We start from the raw sequence: 19,053 nt of genomic DNA, 5'->3' as shown, positions 1-19,053 counted from the left end.
CGCTACTTGTCGATGTCGCCGACGACGAAGAAGAGCGACCCGAGGATGGCGACCATGTCGGCCACCAGCGTCCCGGGCAGCAGGACCGTGAGCGCCTGGATGTTGTTGTAGGAAGCCGAGCGGAGCTTGAGCCGGTAAGGGGTCTTCTCGCCCTTGGAGACCAGGTAGTAGCCGTTGATGCCGAGCGGGTTCTCGGTCCAGGCGTACGTGTGGCCCTCGGGCGCCTTGAGGACCTTCGGCAGCCGCTGGTTGATCGGACCCGGCGGCAGGTCGGCGATCCGGTCGAGGCAGGCGTCCGCCAGGTCCAGCGCGTTGTGCGTCTGCTCGAGGAGCACCTCGAAGCGTGCCAGGCAGTCGCCCTCCTGCCGGGTCACCACCCGGAGGGTGTCCTGCAGTTCGGGGTAGGCGAGGTAGGGCTCGTCCCGGCGCAGGTCGAAGTCCACACCGGAGGCGCGGGCGATGGGACCGCTGACGCCGAAGGCGTGGACGGCGTCCGCGGAGAGCACTCCGACGTCACGCGTCCGGCCGCGGAAGATCTCGTTGCCGAGGACGAGGCGGTCGTACACGTCCATGCGGGAGCGGACGTCCGCGACCGCGTGCCGGGCACGGCCGAGCCAGCCGGCGGGCAGGTCCTCCTTGAGGCCGCCGACCCGGTTGAACATGTAGTGCATCCTGCCGCCGGAGATCTCCTCCATCACGGTCTGCAGCTCCTCGCGCTCGCGGAACGCGTGGAACACCGGCGTGATGCCGCCCAGCTCCAGGGGATAGGAGCCGAGGAACATCAGGTGGTTGAGGACCCGGTTCAGCTCGGCGAGGAGCGTTCGGGACCACACCGCGCGCTCCGGGACCTCCATGCCGAGCATCCGCTCCACGGCCATGACGACGCCGAGCTCGTTGGAGAACGCGGACAGCCAGTCGTGCCGGTTGGCGAGCACCACGATCTGCCGGTAGTCGCGGGCCTCGAAGAGCTTCTCCGCGCCGCGGTGCATATAGCCGACGATCGGTTCGGCCTCCCGGATGCGCTCGCCGTCGAGCACCAGACGAAGACGCAGCACGCCGTGCGTGGAGGGGTGCTGGGGCCCGATGTTGAGCACCATGTCGGTGTTCTCCGCCGCACCGCCGATGCCGACCGTCGTCTCCGTCATGCCGACCAGTCTCTCAGAGGCCGCCCCACCCGCTGCAGGAGCCAGGTGAAGTCGCCGAGCCCGCCCTTCGCGGTCAGCTCCGCCGCCTCCCCGGCCCGGGACAGCGCGCGCACATAGCCCGCGGGGTCCGACGAGGCCAGGGTGAGCGGCGGCCGCTCACCGCTCACGCCCAGTCCCCGGAGCGCCTCCCGCTGGCCGACCAGTTCGGCGCCCCCCGGCGCGGCGCACGCGTCCAGCGCCACATGGGCCGTGATGTCGCAGCTCCCGTCCGGCACGGGGCGCACCTCGCGGCCGTCGCGGAAGCCGCTCAGCGTGCCGAACGGCGGCCGGGCCCCTGCCGTGTGCGCGTAGTCCACGGCGACCGCGAGACCCGACGCCAGGGAGCCTGCCGCCGCCGCCCACGCCTCGTCACGGGGCCGGCCGATCTCCGCACGCGTTCCCGGTCCGCCGAGCGGCCACCAGCGGGCGAGCCAGTCGGCGTCCGCCCCGGTGACCTCGTCGCCGAGCCGCTCCTCGCCGTCCTCGCGTACCAGCACGCGGCGTACCACCCCGTCCGCGTCCACCTCCGCGACGTCCACAGGGACGTTGTCGAGCCACTCGTTCGCGAACAGCAGCCCGTTCAGGCCCTGGGGAATCTCCTCGGTCCACTCGATACGCGGGTCGAGGTCCGCGGGCCGGTCCGCCCGCTCGACGGCGTACGCGCGCACCGGGACGCCGGGCGGCAGCGCGGCGAGCACACCGGTCAGCAGTTCGCCGCGGCCCGCCCCCACGTCGATCAGCGCCGGCTCCGCGAGGCCCAGGGACTCGGCAGTGGAGGTCAGCAGCCGGGCCACCGCGGCGGCGAACAGCCCGGAGGCGTGGACGGAGGTACGGAAATGGCCCGCCGGGCCCTCCGGTCGCCGGTAGAACCCCCGAGGCCCGTAGAGCGCGGTCTCCGCCGCGTCCCGCCAGCCCCGCCAATCGCCGGTCTCATACGTCACGGGCACCAGTCTCCACCTTGCGGAGTACGCCTCCGCTCCCCGGATCGCCCCTCCGGTTGACCCCTGCACCTACCTGCCTTCCCTACTCTGGGTTACGTGCAGCGCCTCTACGACTTCATCCGCAGACACCCGACGGGCGTCGACACCTTCTGGGCCGTCGTGCTCTTCGGATTCGCCCTGCTGTGGGTGGTCGAGGTGCCGGAGGGCACCGGCCGCACCATCGCGGCCGCCGTCATCGTCACGGCACTGAGCCTGGTCGTGGCGATGCGCCGGCGGATGCCCGAACAGATGCTGGTCCTCGCCGCGCTGGCGGGCGTCGCCCAGCTCGTGCTCGACGTCGGCGTCAATCCGGCGGACTTCGCGATGATGGTCATCATCTACACCGTCGCGGCGGTCGGCTCGCCCCGGTGGGCCTCGCGGCTGGCCCTGATCGGCGGTCTGTCAGCGGCGTCGCTGGCGCAGATCCGCTGGCCGGAGGAGGCGTCCGCGGTCTCCGAACGGATCTTCATCACCGTCGTCATGAGCCTGCCGTTCGTGCTGGCCTGGGTCCTCGGCGACTCCATACGCACCCGGCGCGCCTACTTCGACCAGCTCGAGGAGCGCGCCACCCGCCTGGAGAAGGAACGCGAGGCGCAGGCCAAGGTCGCGGTGGCGGCCGAGCGCGCCAGGATCGCCCGCGAGCTCCACGACGTCGTCGCCCACAACGTTTCCGTGATGGTCGTGCAGGCCGACGGCGCCGCCTACGTACTGGACGCCGCCCCCGACCAGGCCAAGCAGGCCCTCGAGACCATCTCGAGCACCGGCCGCCAGGCCCTCGCGGAGATGCGCCGGCTGCTCGGCGTGCTGCGCACCGGCGACGGGCCGGAGAGCGGCGAATACGTCCCCCAGCCCGATGTGCAGCAGATCGAGGAACTCGTCGAGCACGTCCGCCGGGCGGGCCTGACCGTGGACTTCAAGGTCGAGGGAACGCCGCGGCCGCTGCCCAGCGGTGTGGAGCTCACCGCCTACCGGATCGTGCAGGAAGCACTCACCAACACCCGTAAGCACGGCGGCCCGGACGCCGGCGCCAGCGTCCGGCTCGTCTACTTCGACGACGGGCTCGGACTGCTCGTCGAGGACGACGGCCGCGGCGCCTCGCACGAGCTGTACGAGGACGGGGGCGCGGACGGCCGCGGCCACGGCCTCATCGGCATGCGGGAGCGCGTCGGTATGGTCGGCGGCACCCTGGACGCCGGACCCCGGCCCGGCGGAGGCTTCCGTATCAGTGCGCTGCTGCCGCTCAAGCCCGCCCACTAGTGCCCACAGAACCGAGGGACGGAACCCACATGTCCATCCGCGTGATGCTCGTCGACGACCAGGTGCTGCTGCGCACCGGCTTCCGCATGGTGCTCGCCGCCCAGCCGGACATGGAGGTCGTCGCGGAGGCCGGCGACGGCGCGGAGGCGATCGAGAACCTCCGGTCGACCGCCGTCGACGTCGTGCTGATGGACGTACGCATGCCGAGGCTCGACGGCGTGGAGGCGACGCGGCGCATCTGCGCGGAGCCGGACGCCCCCAAGGTGCTGATCCTGACCACCTTCGACCTCGACGAGTACGCCTTCTCGGGGCTGAAGGCCGGCGCCAGCGGCTTCATGCTCAAGGACGTGCCGCCCGGCGAACTGCTCGGCGCGATCCGTTCCGTGCACAGCGGTGACGCGGTCGTGGCGCCGTCGACGACGCGGCGGCTGCTGGACCGCTTCTCCCCGATGCTGCCGAGTGCCGGCCCGGAGCCGCGGCAGAAGGAGCTGGCGAGGCTGACGGAACGGGAGCGGGAAGTGATGATGCTCGTCGCCCAGGGCCTGTCCAACGGGGAGATCGCCGGCCGCCTGGTGCTCTCGGAGGCCACCGTCAAGACGCACGTCGGCCGCATCCTGACCAAGCTCGGGCTCCGTGACCGCGTGCAGGTCGTGGTGCTCGCCTACGAGACCGGGCTGGTCCGGGCCGGCGGCGGGGCGGGTTGACCGGCCGGCGCACCGTCGGCTCCGCGCCTCGCGGGGTTGCGTGTGGTTCCCGCGGTCAGCGCAGCACCGTCTCGAGGAAGTCGCTCCCGAGCCGTGCCACGGCCGTCACGTCCAGCTGGTGGAGCACGTAACGGCCGCGCCTGCGGGTGGAGATCAGCTTGGCCTTCTTCAGCACGGCCAGGTGGCGGGAGACCTCGGGTGCGCTGATGCCGAGGGAGTCCGCGAGCTCGCTGGTCGTGTACGCGGCCCGGCCGAGGTTGCGGGACAACCGCATCCGCATCGGGTGGGCGAGCGCGTCCATGCGGAGTTTCAGCAGTTCCACGGAGGCGGCGGCCGGCAGTTCGGGCGCCCCGATCGGGTACTGGATCACCGGCTGCCAGCCGGGTGCGTGCACCACCATCAGATGCGGCCAGCCGAAGCTGGACGGCAGCAGCGTGAGCCCGGCGCCGAACGCCGGGTCGGTGGCGGTGGTCCGCCCGTCAGCGAGCTTGTCGGCACTGATCACGGTGCCGCCCTCGTCGAGCGACAGCGCCGGGGAAACGGCGCGCAGCGCCTCCGCGAGGCCCTTGCGGCGCATGAGCTCGGTCTTGTGGCGGGCGTCGGCGGCGAGCTGGGTCGAGACGCGTCCCCAGGTGTCCGCGAAGAAGGCGTCTTCGCAGTCCTCGAAGAGCCGCCGCAGCCAGGCGCGTACGGACGCCGGGTCGGCCAGCAGCCGCCGCGTGAAGTCCAGTTGGCGGGGCCCGCGGTTGGCCGCCAGATCGAGCGCATGGGCCCGCCGTGAGGCGTCGACGAGCGGGGACGGGGCGCCGGTCGAGTATGTGCTGGCGCAGGTGAACTCGAGCGCCGACGACACGAACCGCTCGTCGTCGAGTCGGTCGAGCAGGTCCAGCTCCTCCTTGAGGCTCGCGCCGATCCGTCCTGGCTCCGCCGGCAGCCCGGCGAAGGGCAGGAAGATGTCCGAGAACGTCGAACGCCACAGGAAGTCGGCCTCGTGCAGCCGGTCGGCGAGGTCCGGCTTGAGCCCGGCGGCCGTCGCCGTGGCCCAGCCGTGCAGCCCGGGGTGGTGCGCGGGCTCGGAGAGCGCGTGGAGGGCCACGCCCAGCTCGGCGAGTGGGGAGATGTCGAAGACGATGCGCTCGGGGGCCAGCCCCGTGATGTCGATGGTCACGCTCACGACTCCATGGTGCGGTGTCCCGGGACGGGCGCGGCCACGTTTGACGTGGCTCGTCAATCGACGCGACGCGCGCCGGACCGCGGGAGCAGCGTGCAGCCATGAACGCGATCCAGCAGCACATGCTCGACCTGTACCGGGCCGCGCGGACCGACACCGCGCCGCCGCCTCGCCCCGGCGACCACGACCTGCGGACGCTCCGCGAGGCCCGCGGCCACCGCCGCTTCCGCGCGGTGCTTGCGGGCCGGCGCATCGGCGTCCGGGCCGCCGATGCGCGCCGGGCGTCCTGCTGACACCCGCCGAAGCCTGCCGGGGTCCTGCTGCACCCGGCCGACGTCGGGTCTCCCGGCGCCGCCCGGCTGATACCCGCCGGGCGCCCCGCCGGCCCCGGGCGACTTCTGCCGGGCGTCCCCCGGCCCCTGGCCACCGCCCGACGGGGGGTGCCGTCGATCCTGGCTCAGGCCCGCCGGGTGTTCGGTCGGCCTCGGGGGACTTCCGCCGAGCGTTCCGCCGATGTCGGCCGCCGCCCGACGGGGGTGCCGCCGATCCTGGCTCAGGCGCGCCGAGCGTGCCGCTGATCCCGGCTCAGGCCCGCCGGGTGCCCCGCCGGCCTCGGGCGACTTCTGCCGGGCGTCCCGCCGGCCCGGTCGATGGGTGTCCTGCCGATGTCCGCCGACGCCCCGCCATGCGTGCCGCCGCTCCCGGGCTCGGGCGCGCCGAGCGTGCCGCTGATCCCCGCTCAGGCCCGCCGGCCCCGCCACCCGCCGGGCGTCCCGCCGGCCTCGGGGTTGAGGCGGGCATGCGGCACGCCGCCCGGCGGTCGTGAAGCGCCCGGCGGGCGGTTACGCGGCGGCGGACCCCCGGACGCGGCGGACGAACTCCGAGACCGCCTCCGCCACGTCCTGCGGCGTCCACTCGAGGCCCTCGGACGCGACCGTCACCTCCGTGACCGAGACACCCGGCGGGCAGCCTTCCGAGAACCAGCGCCGGAAGAGCGTCACGCCCGTCTCCTCCGCCTGCGTCAGCGCCGCCTCGTTCAGGACGTCCTTGTCGTACGGCAGCCAGACCTGGAACTGGTGGGTGTGCGGAACGGGCGGGTGGACGCGCGACCAGGGGACGGCCGGCTCGCGCAGCGCGTCCGTGAGCGCCGCGGCGACGACCTTCGCGTGGGCCACGTACGACGGCAGCCGGGGCAGCTCCCGCTCGAGGCCCAGCAGCGCCGACAACGCGGCCGGGTACTGCTGGAACAGCTGGCCCCCGTACCGGTGCCGCCAGGCCCGCGCCTCGTCGATCACCGGCGCCGGACCGGCGAGCACCGCCCCCGACATGCCGTCCAGGGACTTGTAGAACGACACGTACACGCTGTCCGCCAGGGACGCGATCTCGTCCAGTGGGCGGCCGAAGTGCGGGGCGCACTCCCACAGACGCGCGCCGTCGAAGTGCACCACCGCATCACGTTGCCGCGCCGCCTCCACGACGGCCACCAGCTCGTCCCAGGTCGGCAGCACGAAGCCGGCGTCCCGCAGCGGCAGTTCGAGCATCAGCGCGCCGAAGGGCTCGTCGCACTCGCGCACCTCGTCGGCCGTCGGCAGCCGGTGCTCCGCCGTCGGGTGCACCGTGCGCAGGCCGCTCACCACGGAGAAGGCGGAGCGTTCGTGCACCTCCGGATGCGCCTGGGGGTGCAGAGCGACCGTCGCGTTCCCGGTGCGCGCCGCCCAGCAGCGCAGCGCCACCTGCTGCGCCATCGTGCCGGTCGGGAAGAACGCGGCGGCCGGGAAACCGAGCAGCGAGGCCGTACGCCGCTCCAGCTCCGCCACGACCCCGTTCCCGTACACGTCGGTCCAGTCGTCCAGGTCGTGCACCTCGCCCGCGGCCTCCGCCAGCGCGGCGATGCGCTCGCCGATCCGCCGGTCGGCGGAGACACGCGACAGCACACGGCCCGACGCGCGCCACGCGGCGAGGCGGCGACGCCGCTCGTCCTGCTCGTCCGGGGCGTCCTCCCCGTCCGGGTCGTCCTGCCCGTTCTGTCCGTCCGCGGTGGCCGGCTCGGTCCGGTGGTCCCGGTCGTCGGGCTCCGCCTGCTTGCCGTACTCGTTCGTTCCGTTCGTGTCCGTCACGGTCCGATCATCGCCCACAGCCTGTGGACAACTGCGGGGGTGCCGGAAACGCTGGCGTAGCATCGTGGACGAGAAATCGTCCGGTACCCGTGCGGACTGGAACGGAAGGCACCGCCGCGTGAATCCCACAGCACCACAGGAACCGCTCGACCCGCGGGACCGCCCCGCCCGACTGACCGTCGGCGTGGTCGGAGCGGGCCGGGTAGGGCCCGCGCTCGCCGCGTCCCTGCAACTCGCCGGTCACCGGCCGGTCGCCGCGTCGGGCGTCTCCGACGCCTCCGTCCGCCGGGCCGCCGCCATGCTCCCCGACGTTCCCCTGGTGACGCCCGCGGACGTGTTGGCCCGCGCCGAACTGGTGCTGCTGACCGTCCCCGACGACGCGCTCCCCGGCCTGGTGGAGGGTCTCGTCGAGACCGGTGCCGTACGGCCCGGGCAGCTGCTCGTGCACACCTCCGGCCGGTACGGCACCAAGGTGCTCGAACCCGCTCTGCGGGCCGGGGCGCTGCCGCTGGCCCTGCATCCCGCGATGACCTTCACCGGCACGGCGGTGGACGTGCAGCGGCTGGCCGGCTGCTCGTTCGGAGTGACCGCGCCCGAGGAGCTGCGGCTGGCCGCGGAGGCGCTGGTCATCGAGATGGGCGGCGAGCCCGAGTGGATCGAGGAGCAGAACCGCCCGCTCTACCACGCGGCCCTGGCGCTCGGCGCGAACCACCTCGTCACGCTGGTCGCCCAGTCGATGGAGCTGCTGCGCGCCGCCGGCGTCGGCGCCCCCGACCGGATGCTCGGCCCCCTCCTCGGCGCCGCCCTGGACAACGCCCTGCGTTCCGGTGACGCCGCCCTGACCGGGCCGGTCGCCAGAGGCGACGCGGGCACCGTCGCCGCGCACGTCGCCGAACTGCGCAAACACGCTCCCGCCGCCGTCGCCGGCTATCTGGCGATGGCCCGTACGACCGCCGACCGCGCCCTCGCGCACGGCATGCTCAAGCCGGAGCTCGCGGAGGACCTGCTGGGCGTGCTGGCCGAGGGGGACCTGCGATGAGCCACGCCTTCGAGCTCGTACCGACCAGGGAGGACCTGCGGTACGTGGTGGAGCACCACGCCGTCCCCGGCCGCACCGCCGTCGTGATGACCATGGGCGCCCTCCATCAGGGACACGCCTCCCTGATCCGTACCGCCCGAGAGCGCGTCGGCCCCAAGGGCTTCGTCATCGTCACCGTGTTCGTCAACCCCCTCCAGTTCGGCGCGGGCGAGGACCTCGACCGTTACCCGCGCACCCTCGAGGCCGACCTCCGAACGGCCGAGGAGGCGGGCGCGGACGTGGTGTTCGCCCCGTCCGTCGACGAGGTCTACCCGGGCGGGCAGCCGCAGGTCCGCATCACGGCCGGCCCCATGGGGGAGCGGCTCGAAGGCCGGACCCGCCCCGGCCACTTCGACGGCATGCTCACCGTCGTAGCCAAGCTGCTGCATCTCACCGGCCCCGACGTGGCGTTGTTCGGGCAGAAGGACGCCCAGCAACTGGCCCTGATCCGCCGGATGGTGCGCGACCTGAACTTCCCGGTCGAGATCGTCGGCGTGCCCACCGTCCGTGAGGACGACGGCCTCGCGCTGTCCAGCCGCAACCGCTACCTGTCCGCGGGCGAGCGACGGACCGCTCTCGCCCTCTCCCGCTCCCTGTTCGCGGCGGCCGACCGGCTCGCCGCCCAGCAGGCCCTGCACGCCAGGGCGGAAGCGGTGCCGGCCGCGCCCACCCGGGCCGCCGCGCTCTCCAAGCTCGGCGAGGCCCGCGCGGCGGCGGACGCGCACGCGGTCGCCCAGGCATGGCCGCCCGTCGGCGCCGACGCCGTCCGGGCCGCGGCCCGGACCGTCCTGGACGAGGCGGCGAAGGCGAAGCCGCCGCTGACACTGGACTATGTGGCGCTCGTCGACCCGGCGACCTTCGACGAGGTGCCCGACGACCACAGGGGCGAGGCGGTCCTCGCCGTCGCGGCCAAGGTCGGCTCGACCCGCCTCATCGACAACATCCCCCTGGACTTCGGGACCGCGCATCCCGGGACCGCCCTGACCGACGGAGCCGCCAAGTGACCGGAATACGGCTGACCGCCCCCGCCCCGGGCTGGGCCATCGACGCGGACGTCGTCGTGGTCGGCTCGGGTGTCGCCGGACTCACGGCGGCCCTGCGCTGCGCCGCGTCAGGTCTGGACACGGTCGTCGTCACCAAGGCCCGTCTCGACGACGGGTCCACCCGCTGGGCGCAGGGCGGCATCGCCGCGGCGCTCGGCGACGGCGACACCCCGGAACAGCACCTGGAAGACACCCTGGTGGCGGGTGCCGGCCTGTGTGACGAGGCGGCGGTGCGGGCCCTCGTCACCGAAGGGCCCGACGCCGTGCGCCGGTTGATCGCCACCGGCGCACACTTCGACACCGACCCGGCCTCCGGCGAGATCGAACTGACCCGCGAGGGCGGCCACCACCGGCGCCGTATCGCGCACGCCGGCGGCGACGCGACCGGCGCGGAGATCTCCCGCGCCCTGGTCGACGCGGTCCGCGACCAGGGGCTGCGGACCATCGAGAACGCCCTGGTCCTCGACCTGCTCACCGACGCGGACGGCCGGACGGCCGGCATCACGCTGCACGTCATGGGCGAGGGACAGCACGACGGCGTGGGCGCGGTCCATGCCCCGACGGTCGTGCTCGCGACCGGCGGCATGGGCCAGGTCTTCTCCGCGACCACCAACCCCGCTGTCTCCACCGGCGACGGCGTGGCGCTCGCGCTCCGTGCCGGCGCGGAGGTCTCGGACATCGAGTTCGTGCAGTTCCACCCGACGGTGCTGTTCCTCGGCCCGGACAGCGAGGGCCAGCAGCCGCTGGTCTCCGAGGCGGTACGCGGCGAGGGCGCCCACCTGGTCGACGCGGCCGGCGTCCGCTTCATGGTCGGACAGCACGAACTGGCCGAGCTCGCCCCGCGCGACATCGTCGCCAAGGGCATCATGCGCCGCATGCAGGAGCAGGGCGCCGACCACATGCTCCTGGACGCCCGCCACTTCGGCGCCGAGATGTGGGAGCAGCGCTTCCCCACGATCCTCGCGGCCTGCCGGGCCCACGGCTTCGACCCCGTGACCGAGACGATCCCGGTCGCTCCCGCCGCCCACTACGCGTCCGGCGGCGTACGCACCGACCTGCAGGGCCGCACCACCGTCCCCGGCCTCTACGCCTGCGGCGAGGTCGCCTGCACCGGCGTCCACGGCGCCAACCGGCTCGCGTCCAACTCGCTGCTCGAAGGGCTCGTCTTCGCGGAGCGCATCGCCGCCGACATCGCCGCCAGGCGTCCCTGGCCGGCCGTCGCGCCCGCGGAGCCGCGGGAGCCGTCCCTGCTGCCGCTCATCGCCCCGGAGGAGCGCGCGGAGATCCAGCGGATCATGTCCCACGGCGCGGGCGTACTGCGCTCGGCGGCGTCGCTCGCCGCCGCGGCCGCCGCCCTCGAGTCGGTGTACGTGACCGCCGTACAGGAGCGCGAAGGCTCCGGAAAGACCGCGGAGCCCGGCGTCGAGTCGTGGGAGACCTCGAACCTCCTGTGCGTGGCCCGCGTGCTGACCGCGGCGGCCCTGGAGCGCGAGGAGACCCGCGGCTGCCACTGGCGCGAGGACCGTCCCGAACGCGACGACGCCGACTGGCGCCGCCATCTCGTCGTACGGCTCGCGCCGGGCCGTCGGCTCGTCGTCCGGCACACCGACGGGACCGCCTTCCCGTCCACCGATACCTTGTCCGTCCCCGACGCACCCAGGGAGCCGTAACCGTGAGCACGCCCGATGAACGCCCGAGCCCCGTGGACGTACCGCTGATCCAGATCGGCGCCCCGGCCGGCGGCGGCTGCGGGGACGACTGCGGCTGCGCAGAAGAGGTGTACGAGTGCGGCCTGGACCCGGCACTCGCCACGCTCCTCGCCGAGGCCGGTCTCGACCCGGTCCAGGTCGAGGACATCGCGCACCTGGCCATCGAGGAGGACCTGGACGGCGGCGTCGACGTGACGAGCGTCGCGACCGTCCCGCAGGAGGCCGTCGCCACCGGCGACTTCACCGCCCGTGAGGCGGGCACGGTCGCCGGTCTGCGGGTCGCGGAGGCGATCCTGTCGATCGTCTGCACCACCGAGTTCGAGGTGGAGCGGCACGTCGAGGACGGCGACCGCGTCGAGGCGGGCCAGAAGCTCCTCTCCGTCACCGCGGGCACCCGCGACCTGCTGACCGGTGAGCGCAGCGCACTCAACATCCTGTGCCGTCTGTCCGGCATCGCCACGGCCACCCGCGCCTGGGCCGACGTCCTCGAAGGCACCAAGGCGAAGGTCCGCGACACCCGCAAGACCACGGCCGGCCTGCGCGCCCTGGAGAAGTACGCGGTGCGCTGCGGCGGCGGCGTCAACCACCGCATGTCGCTGTCCGACGCCGCGCTGGTCAAGGACAACCACGTGGTGGCGGCCGGCGGCGTCGCGGCGGCCTTCAAGGCCGTGCGGGACCGCTTCCCGGACCTGCCGATCGAGGTCGAGGTGGACACCCTCGACCAGGTGCGCGAGGTCCTGGACGCGGGCGCCGACCTGATCCTGCTCGACAACTTCACCCCGGCCGAAACGGCGGAGGCCGTCACGCTCGTCGCGGGCCGCGCGATCCTGGAGTCCTCCGGCCGGCTCGCGCTCGACAACGCCCGCGCGTACGCCGGGACCGGCGTCGACTACCTCGCGGTGGGCGCGCTCACGCACTCCTCGCCGATCCTCGACATCGGCCTCGACCTCCGTGAGGTCGAGAGCTGATGCTGCTCACCATCGACGTCGGCAACACCCACACCGTCCTGGGCCTGTTCGACGGCGAGGAGATCGTCGAGCACTGGCGCATCTCCACCGACTCACGGCGCACCGCCGACGAACTCGCCGTCCTGCTCCAGGGCCTCATGGGCATGCACCCCCTGCTCGGCGACGAACTCGGCGACGGCATCGAGGGCATCGCGATCTGCTCCACGGTCCCCTCCGTGCTGCACGAGCTCCGTGAGGTGACCCGCCGGTACTACGGCGACGTCCCGGCGGTCCTGGTGGAGCCCGGCATCAAGACCGGCGTGCCGATCCTGATGGACAACCCGAAGGAGGTCGGCGCGGACCGCATCATCAACGCGGTCGCCGCGGTGGACCTCTACGGAGGCCCCGCTATCGTCGTGGACTTCGGTACGGCGACGACGTTCGACGCGGTCAGCGCGCGGGGCGAGTACACCGGAGGTGTGATCGCTCCCGGCATCGAGATCTCCGTCGAGGCGCTCGGCGTCAAGGGCGCGCAGCTGCGCAAGATCGAGCTGGCCCGCCCGCGGAGCGTGATCGGCAAGAACACCGTGGAGGCCATGCAGTCCGGCATCGTCTACGGATTCGCGGGCCAGGTGGACGGCGTCGTCCAGCGGATGAAGCGCGAGCTGGCGGAGGACCCGGACGACGTCACGGTGATCGCGACGGGCGGTCTCGCCCCGATGGTCCTCGGCGAGGCGACGGCGATCGACGAGCACGAGCCGTGGCTGACGCTGATCGGGCTTCGCCTGGTCTACGAGCGCAACGTCTCCCGCATGTGACGTCGGGGGCGCCGGGTTCCCTGCGCCCCCGGGCGGTGCCGGGGAGCGCCGGCGCACGCTCGCCCACGGGCTCCGGCGCCGCGGCGTGACCCGCACCGGGCGGCCACGGCGTCACCCGTACCGGGCTCGCCCACGGCGCTCCGGCTCCGCTCCGCGCCGCGCCCACATTCGGGCGTTAAGAGGATTTTGTCCATTTAGCACGTATCGTCCGGAGCATGCCCACGCCATACGGATCCCGTGGCGGCATGGCGTTCGGTGCGGACGAGCTGCGTGTGCTCCGACGCGCCCTCGCCGTCGCCCTTCACCCCGTCCCCTTGGCCGACGACGACGTCCGGGAATGTCTGCGCCTGGCCGACTCCGTCGACGAGGCGGTCCGCGAGGCAGGCCGGCTGCGTGCTTTCCTCGTCGCCGACCTCGCCCGTTACCGCGACGCCCTGCCCGGCACGGCCACCAGCTACCTGGAGCGCCTCCAGGACGCCCTCGCCGCCGGTTACGATCCCCGCCCGGACGATCTGGCGGCTCTGCGCGCCCTGCGCGGCAATCCGGCCGCCGCGGCCGTGCTGCGGCGCTGTCAGGGCCTGGCGGAGCAGTCGGTGCGCGACCGGCTCGCCGGCCGTGTCGTCCACGTCCCGGCGCCCGCCCAGGCGCCCCGGCGTGCCCGGCTCCTCGCCCTCCCCGGTGGCCGCGCCGCCGACGCACCGAAGCCCAAACCGCAACCACAGCCTCAGCCGAAGCAGCCCGCGCCGGACGAGCGCCCCGTTCCCAAGCCCTCCGAGGTGTTCCCGCCGCGCCGCAAGCCCGTGCCCCCACCGGAGCAGTGGGCCGTCGGCTAGTTACCCTGGACGCCATGGACTACGTTTCCGCGCTCGTGCCTCCCGTGGTGATGGCTGTGTTCTTCATCGGCCTGGTCGTGACGATCGTCAAGAGCCAGGGCGGTCCGAACAAGACCAAGGAGGACGCCGCCGTTGACGCGGCGCTGGCCCGGACGGAGTCCGGTCCGCAGACCGGACGCGACAACTGAGGGCCGTCCCGACGGCCGAGGACGCACGGCGGAATTCCCGCCGTGCGTCCTTTTTGTCACGTCAAAGGACAGTTGATCCTGGATCTCCCACTATGGTGGTGGTGTGCCCCGCCAATTGGGAGAGCTCGAAGACGCCGTCATGACACGGATCTGGCAATGGAACCGGCCGGTGACGGTCAGGGAAGTCCTGGAAGACCTCCAGAAGGAACGGTCCATCGCGTACACCACCGTCATGACGGTAATGGACAATCTCCATCAGAAGGGCTGGGTCCGCCGGGAAGTCGAGGGCCGGGCCTATCGATATAGAGCGGTCTCCACCCGCGCTGCCTACGCAGCCGCACTGATGAACGAAGCCTGGTCCAAGAGCGACAACCCCGCGGCGGCTCTTGTCGCCTTCTTCGGCATGATGTCCCCCGAGCAGCGCGAGTCGCTGCAAGCCGCAGTGCGTCTCGTTCAGGGCAACGAGGCCGGCGAGGACCCCGGGGCCGCGGAGCGATAGCGTCGGCCCATGCCTTATGCCGCACCAAATGCCTTCACCGTCCGGCGTGCGAGGACCGGCGATGTGCCGGACGTGCGCCGGCTCGTGGACCCGTACGTCGGTGAAGGCATCCTGCTCGACAAAGCGACGGTGACGCTTTACGAAGCCATCCAGGAGTTCTGGGTCGCCGAACGCGACGAGGACGGCTTGGTCGTCGGTTGCGGCGCTCTCCACGTCATGTGGGAGGACCTCGCGGAAGTGCGCACTCTCGCCGTCGACCCGGCCTTCAAGGGTCACGGCATCGGCCACCGGGTTCTCGAGAAGCTGGTGGCCACCGCGCGCCGCCTGGGAGTACGCAGAGTTTTCTGCCTCACCTTCGAAGTGGACTTCTTCGGTAAGCACGGCTTCGTCGAGATCGGGGAGACTCAGACGCCCGTCGACACCGATGTCTACGCCGAGCTCCTGCGTTCCTATGACGAGGGTGTCGCCGAGTTCCTGGGTCTCGAACGAGTGAAGCCGAACACCTTGGGCAACAGCCGGATGCTTCTGCACCTGTGATCGCCACTAGAGCGCCGGATCCCTATGTCCGAATCGCGCACGTTTCCCGCGTTCTCGCGGTTCTGAACCTCTGTCAAGGGTTTGTGTTTTCCAAGGAAAAGCGGTTTCCTTTCCGCGTACTGCATTTTCGATGAAAGGAAATCCCGGTGGCACAGAAGGTTCAGGTCCTTCTTGTCGACGACCTCGACGGCGGCGAGGCGGACGAGACGGTGACGTTCGCACTGGACGGCAAGACCTACGAGATCGACCTCACCACCGCCAATGCGGACAAGCTCCGGGGTCTGCTCGAGCCGTACACGAAGAACGGCCGGCGTACCGGTGGCCGTGCGGCGACCGGCCGTGGCAAGGGTCGCGCGACGACGGGCGGCAACAAGGACACCGCCGAGATCCGCGCCTGGGCGAAGGCGAACGGTTTCGAGGTCAACGATCGCGGCCGTGTCCCCGCGACGGTTCGTGAGGCTTACGAGAAGGCCAACGGCTGACTCGTCGACCGTCGCGTATCCGTACGCGCCGTACGCGTCAGCCGGGCGCGGTGGCACTCGGTGGCCGCCGTGTCCACCAGCCGTACGAGATCGGGGGCATCCCCACTGCCCCGAGGCCGGCGAGAGCGGGCAGCTGTGCCTCGCGCCCCGGCGCGGGGGGCCGCAGCCACATGGCGGCCGGACAGGCGCCAGGACGCCCGGGCGGCGGCGGGGCGGTCATCGCTCCGCCCGTGCCGAGGGCCGTCAGGTCGAGATCGACACCGCCCCATTCCAGCCAGTCGAGCAGTCCGGGCAGTTCCTCCGCGCTTCCCGGAGCGACCAGCAGCTGCATCCGCTGCCCCATGAGCGCGACCGGCCCGGTGCGGGCGACCCGGCGGAGCACCGCGGCTCCGGCGTCCGCCGGCAGGTCGAGCACGTCGAACCGCGCTCCCGTCGCGAGCCGCACGGGACTGTCGTTCGTCGCCGCCCAGCCGAGCTCGCTGCGGTACCACTGCGCGGCGCCGTCGAAGGGCACTCGGGGGGACGGCACGGTGAAGGGCATGTCCCGAAAACCCCGCAGTCGCCGTGAGGGTTACGCACAGTGCCCCTATCATCGCTCTCGGTCGCTGAATCGGCGGCGCGCACGCGCACGGAACGGCGCAAGGTTGTTCGCCCGTAGCTGAGGGACGGGGTGCACGCTGCATGGACTGTCGGTGGCTGCGGGTAAGACATTCCTAGTGGGGAGGGGCGACACGCTCGCAGGGCAGTCTCACGTTCGCCATCGGCGTAGTGGCGGTGGGGGTAACTGCCTGGCCTGCGGGAACATCGTCTCGCACCATCGGGTTGGAGCAGTTGTCGGCGTTCAGGGGTCAGGAGGCCACAGACGGGTGTCGGCAGTTGGAATGAGCGGTCCCCGCTTGCGGGACTAAGCTGCGGAAGGACAGGGAGGGGACCGACCCCTTACTGCCTGACCGCTCTGAGGAGCGATTAACGATGTTCGAGAGGTTCACCGACCGCGCGCGGCGGGTTGTCGTCCTGGCTCAGGAAGAAGCCCGGATGCTCAACCACAACTACATCGGCACCGAGCACATCCTCCTGGGCCTTATCCACGAGGGTGAGGGTGTCGCCGCTAAGGCCCTGGAGAGCCTCGGGATTTCGCTCGAGGCGGTCCGCCAGCAGGTGGAGGAGATCATCGGCCAGGGCCAGCAGGCCCCGTCCGGTCACATCCCCTTCACGCCCCGTGCCAAGAAGGTCCTGGAGCTGTCGCTCCGCGAGGCTCTTCAGCTGGGCCACAACTACATCGGCACCGAGCACATCCTGCTCGGCCTGATCCGCGAGGGCGAGGGCGTCGCCGCCCAGGTCCTCGTGAAGCTGGGCGCCGATCTCAACCGGGTGCGGCAGCAGGTCATCCAGCTGCTCTCCGGATACCAGGGCAAGGAGGCCGCCACGGCAGGCGGCCCGGCCGAGGGCACGCCTTCGACCTCCCTCGTCCTCGACCAGTTCGGCCGGAACCTCACCCAGGCCGCTCGTGAGTCCAAGCTCGACCCGGTCATCGGGCGCGAGAAGGAGATCGAGCGGGTCATGCAGGTGCTGTCCCGCCGTACCAAGAACAACCCGGTCCTCATCGGCGAGCCCGGCGTCGGTAAGACGGCGGTCGTCGAGGGCCTGGCGCAGGCCATCGTCAAGGGCGAGGTGCCCGAGACCCTCAAGGACAAGCACCTCTACACCCTGGACCTCGGCGCGCTGGTCGCCGGCTCCCGCTACCGCGGTGACTTCGAGGAGCGCCTGAAGAAGGTGCTCAAGGAGATCCGCACCCGCGGCGACATCATCCTGTTCATCGACGAGCTCCACACCCTGGTGGGTGCGGGCGCCGCCGAGGGCGCGATCGACGCCGCGAGCATCCTCAAGCCGATGCTGGCTCGAGGTGAGCTGCAGACCATCGGCGCCACCACGCTCGACGAGTACCGCAAGCACCTGGAGAAGGACGCAGCGCTGGAGCGCCGCTTCCAGCCCATCCAGGTCGCGGAGCCGTCGCTGCCGCACACCATCGAGATCCTCAAGGGTCTGCGCGACCGTTACGAGGCCCACCACAGGGTCTCCATCACGGACGAGGCGCTGGTCCAGGCCGCCACCCTGGCCGACCGGTACATCTCGGACCGCTTCCTGCCGGACAAGGCGATCGACCTGATCGACGAGGCCGGCTCCCGGATGCGCATCCGCCGGATGACCGCGCCGCCGGACCTGCGCGAGTTCGACGAGAAGATCGCCGGTGTCCGCCGCGACAAGGAGTCCGCGATCGACTCCCAGGACTTCGAGAAGGCAGCTTCGCTCCGCGACAAGGAGAAGCAGCTGCTGGCGGCGAAGGCCAAGCGGGAGAAGGAGTGGAAGGCCGGCGACATGGACGTCGTCGCCGAGGTCGACGGCGAGCTGATCGCCGAGGTCCTCGCGACCGCCACCGGCATCCCGGTCTTCAAGCTGACCGAGGAGGAGTCCTCGCGTCTGCTGCGCATGGAGGACGAGCTCCACAAGCGCGTCATCGGGCAGAAGGACGCCATCAAGGCCCTCTCGCAGGCCATCCGCCGTACGCGAGCCGGTCTGAAGGACCCGAAGCGCCCCGGTGGCTCGTTCATCTTCGCCGGTCCGTCCGGCGTCGGAAAGACCGAGCTCTCCAAGACGCTCGCCGAATTCCTCTTCGGCGACGAGGACGCGCTGATCTCCCTCGACATGTCGGAGTTCAGCGAGAAGCACACGGTTTCCCGTCTCTTCGGTTCGCCCCCCGGATACGTGGGCTACGAAGAGGGCGGTCAGCTCACCGAGAAGGTGCGCCGGAAGCCGTTCTCCGTCGTCCTCTTCGACGAGGTCGAGAAGGCCCACCCCGATATCTTCAATTCCCTTCTGCAGATCCTGGAGGACGGTCGTCTGACCGACTCCCAGGGCCGCGTCGTGGACTTCAAGAACACGGTCATCATCATGACGACCAACCTCGGGACCCGGGACATCTCCAAGGGCTTCAACCTGGGCTTCGCCGCCCAGGGCGACGTCAAGTCGAACTACGAGCGGATGAAGGTCAAGGTCAACGAAGAGCTGAAGCAGCACTTCCGGCCCGAGTTCCTCAACCGTGTCGACGACACGGTCGTCTTCCACCAGCTCACCGAGGAAGACATCATCCAGATCGTCGACCTCATGATCGCCAAGGTGGACGAGCGACTGAAGGACCGCGACATGGGCCTCGAGCTCAGTGCCACGGCCAAGTCGCTCCTCGCCAAGAAGGGCTACGACCCCGTCCTGGGTGCCCGGCCGCTGCGCCGGACGATCCAGCGCGAGATCGAGGACATCCTGTCGGAGAAGATCCTCTTCGGCGAGCTGCGCCCCGGTCACATCGTGGTCGTGGACACCGAGGGCGAGGGTGAGGAGAAGAAGTTCACCTTCCGCGGCGAGGAGAAGTCGGCTCTGCCCGACGTCCCGCCGATCGAGCAGGCGGCCGGTGGCACCGGTCCGAACCTGTCGAAGGACGCGTAACGGCCCTG

The 19,053-nt window shown here is 71.7% G+C and carries 18 protein-coding genes and 1 pseudogene; 14 read left to right on the top strand and 5 right to left on the bottom strand.

Annotation, left to right across the window (positions count from 1 at the left end; genetic code table 11):
• Positions 1 to 2: 2 nt before the first annotated feature.
• Together GLX30_RS16245 and GLX30_RS16240 are read right to left on the bottom strand one after the other, a co-directional pair.
• Positions 3 to 1,145 carry an NADH-quinone oxidoreductase subunit D gene (locus tag GLX30_RS16245; RefSeq protein ID WP_159689061.1) on the bottom strand — a complete coding sequence of 381 codons (1,143 nt, stop codon included), beginning with the start codon at positions 1,143 to 1,145 and terminating at the stop codon, positions 3 to 5.
• Positions 1,142 to 2,134 (bottom strand): SAM-dependent methyltransferase, encoded by a 993-nt coding sequence (locus GLX30_RS16240; protein WP_159695071.1) that lies wholly within the window; start codon positions 2,132 to 2,134, stop codon positions 1,142 to 1,144. Before GLX30_RS16240 ends, GLX30_RS16245 begins: the two co-directional genes overlap by 4 nt.
• An 87-nt stretch (positions 2,135 to 2,221) precedes the next feature.
• Between GLX30_RS16240 and GLX30_RS16235 the strand changes: the two genes are divergently transcribed.
• Both GLX30_RS16235 and GLX30_RS16230 read left to right on the top strand, forming a co-directional pair.
• On the top strand, positions 2,222 to 3,421 hold the full coding sequence (locus tag GLX30_RS16235; protein ID WP_159689058.1) for a histidine kinase: 1,200 nt from the start codon (positions 2,222 to 2,224) through the stop codon (positions 3,419 to 3,421).
• Positions 3,422 to 3,450: 29 nt separating this feature from the next.
• Positions 3,451 to 4,125: a response regulator transcription factor gene (locus tag GLX30_RS16230; protein ID WP_159689055.1), complete on the top strand. Its 675-nt coding sequence runs from the start codon at positions 3,451 to 3,453 to the stop codon at positions 4,123 to 4,125.
• A gap of 55 nt (positions 4,126 to 4,180) precedes the next feature.
• On the opposite strand, the gene GLX30_RS16225 is transcribed toward GLX30_RS16230, so the two are convergent.
• On the bottom strand, positions 4,181 to 5,293 hold the full coding sequence (locus tag GLX30_RS16225; protein ID WP_159695070.1) for a DUF5937 family protein: 1,113 nt from the start codon (positions 5,291 to 5,293) through the stop codon (positions 4,181 to 4,183).
• Between the two features lie 104 nt (positions 5,294 to 5,397).
• Here GLX30_RS16225 and GLX30_RS16220 point away from each other — a divergent pair, with 104 nt between their 5' ends.
• On the top strand, positions 5,398 to 5,589 hold the full coding sequence (locus GLX30_RS16220; protein WP_159689052.1) for a hypothetical protein: 192 nt from the start codon (positions 5,398 to 5,400) through the stop codon (positions 5,587 to 5,589).
• Positions 5,590 to 6,138: 549 nt separating this feature from the next.
• On the opposite strand, the gene GLX30_RS16215 is transcribed toward GLX30_RS16220, so the two are convergent.
• Complete coding sequence (locus GLX30_RS16215; protein WP_244258173.1) at positions 6,139 to 7,413, bottom strand: beta-eliminating lyase-related protein; 1,275 nt, start codon at positions 7,411 to 7,413, stop codon at positions 6,139 to 6,141.
• Positions 7,414 to 7,531: 118 nt separating this feature from the next.
• Here GLX30_RS16215 and GLX30_RS16210 point away from each other — a divergent pair, with 118 nt between their 5' ends.
• The 10 genes from GLX30_RS16210 (at position 7,532) to GLX30_RS16170 (ending at position 15,547) form a co-directional block, all read left to right on the top strand.
• Positions 7,532 to 8,452, top strand: a complete 921-nt coding sequence (locus GLX30_RS16210; protein WP_159689047.1) for a DUF2520 domain-containing protein — start codon at positions 7,532 to 7,534, stop codon at positions 8,450 to 8,452.
• Complete coding sequence (gene panC / locus GLX30_RS16205; RefSeq protein WP_159689044.1) at positions 8,449 to 9,495, top strand: pantoate--beta-alanine ligase; 1,047 nt, start codon at positions 8,449 to 8,451, stop codon at positions 9,493 to 9,495. Before GLX30_RS16210 ends, panC begins: the two co-directional genes overlap by 4 nt.
• A complete protein-coding gene (locus GLX30_RS16200; protein ID WP_159689042.1) occupies positions 9,492 to 11,204 on the top strand; it encodes an L-aspartate oxidase in 1,713 nt (570 codons plus the stop codon). The genes panC and GLX30_RS16200 overlap by 4 nt, the downstream gene beginning before the upstream one ends.
• Before the next feature lie 2 nt (positions 11,205 to 11,206).
• Positions 11,207 to 12,211 carry a carboxylating nicotinate-nucleotide diphosphorylase gene (gene nadC / locus GLX30_RS16195; RefSeq protein WP_159689039.1) on the top strand — a complete coding sequence of 335 codons (1,005 nt, stop codon included), beginning with the start codon at positions 11,207 to 11,209 and terminating at the stop codon, positions 12,209 to 12,211.
• Positions 12,211 to 13,008, top strand: a complete 798-nt coding sequence (locus GLX30_RS16190; protein ID WP_005314126.1) for a type III pantothenate kinase — start codon at positions 12,211 to 12,213, stop codon at positions 13,006 to 13,008. Before nadC ends, GLX30_RS16190 begins: the two co-directional genes overlap by 1 nt.
• Positions 13,009 to 13,253: 245 nt before the next feature.
• The gene (locus tag GLX30_RS16185; protein ID WP_189470911.1) at positions 13,254 to 13,841 is read left to right on the top strand and encodes a hypothetical protein; all 588 of its coding nucleotides are present in this window, start codon (positions 13,254 to 13,256) and stop codon (positions 13,839 to 13,841) included.
• 14 nt (positions 13,842 to 13,855) lie between these two features.
• Positions 13,856 to 14,029, top strand: a complete 174-nt coding sequence (locus GLX30_RS34355) for a hypothetical protein (protein ID WP_167306830.1) — start codon at positions 13,856 to 13,858, stop codon at positions 14,027 to 14,029.
• A gap of 103 nt (positions 14,030 to 14,132) precedes the next feature.
• The gene (locus tag GLX30_RS16180) at positions 14,133 to 14,528 is read left to right on the top strand and encodes a BlaI/MecI/CopY family transcriptional regulator (RefSeq protein ID WP_159689033.1); all 396 of its coding nucleotides are present in this window, start codon (positions 14,133 to 14,135) and stop codon (positions 14,526 to 14,528) included.
• Positions 14,529 to 14,537: 9 nt separating this feature from the next.
• Positions 14,538 to 15,065 carry an amino-acid N-acetyltransferase gene (locus GLX30_RS16175; RefSeq protein ID WP_159689030.1) on the top strand — a complete coding sequence of 176 codons (528 nt, stop codon included), beginning with the start codon at positions 14,538 to 14,540 and terminating at the stop codon, positions 15,063 to 15,065.
• Positions 15,066 to 15,211: 146 nt separating this feature from the next.
• A complete protein-coding gene (locus tag GLX30_RS16170) occupies positions 15,212 to 15,547 on the top strand; it encodes an Lsr2 family protein (protein ID WP_005314111.1) in 336 nt (111 codons plus the stop codon).
• Here the strand turns inward: GLX30_RS16170 and GLX30_RS16165 are convergent.
• A pseudogene (locus GLX30_RS16165) lies at positions 15,526 to 16,088 on the bottom strand (SCO3374 family protein). The gene GLX30_RS16170 and the pseudogene GLX30_RS16165 overlap by 22 nt on opposite strands.
• Positions 16,089 to 16,519: 431 nt before the next feature.
• On the opposite strand from GLX30_RS16165, the gene GLX30_RS16160 reads away from it, so the two are divergent.
• Entirely contained in the window at positions 16,520 to 19,045 is a 2,526-nt protein-coding gene (locus GLX30_RS16160; protein ID WP_159689027.1) for an ATP-dependent Clp protease ATP-binding subunit, read from the top strand.
• Positions 19,046 to 19,053 lie beyond the last annotated feature (8 nt).

The organism is Streptomyces sp. Tu 2975 (assembly GCF_009832925.1).
Lineage (GTDB): Bacteria > Actinomycetota > Actinomycetes > Streptomycetales > Streptomycetaceae > Streptomyces.
This window is presented reverse-complemented; position numbering and strand designations above follow the sequence as displayed.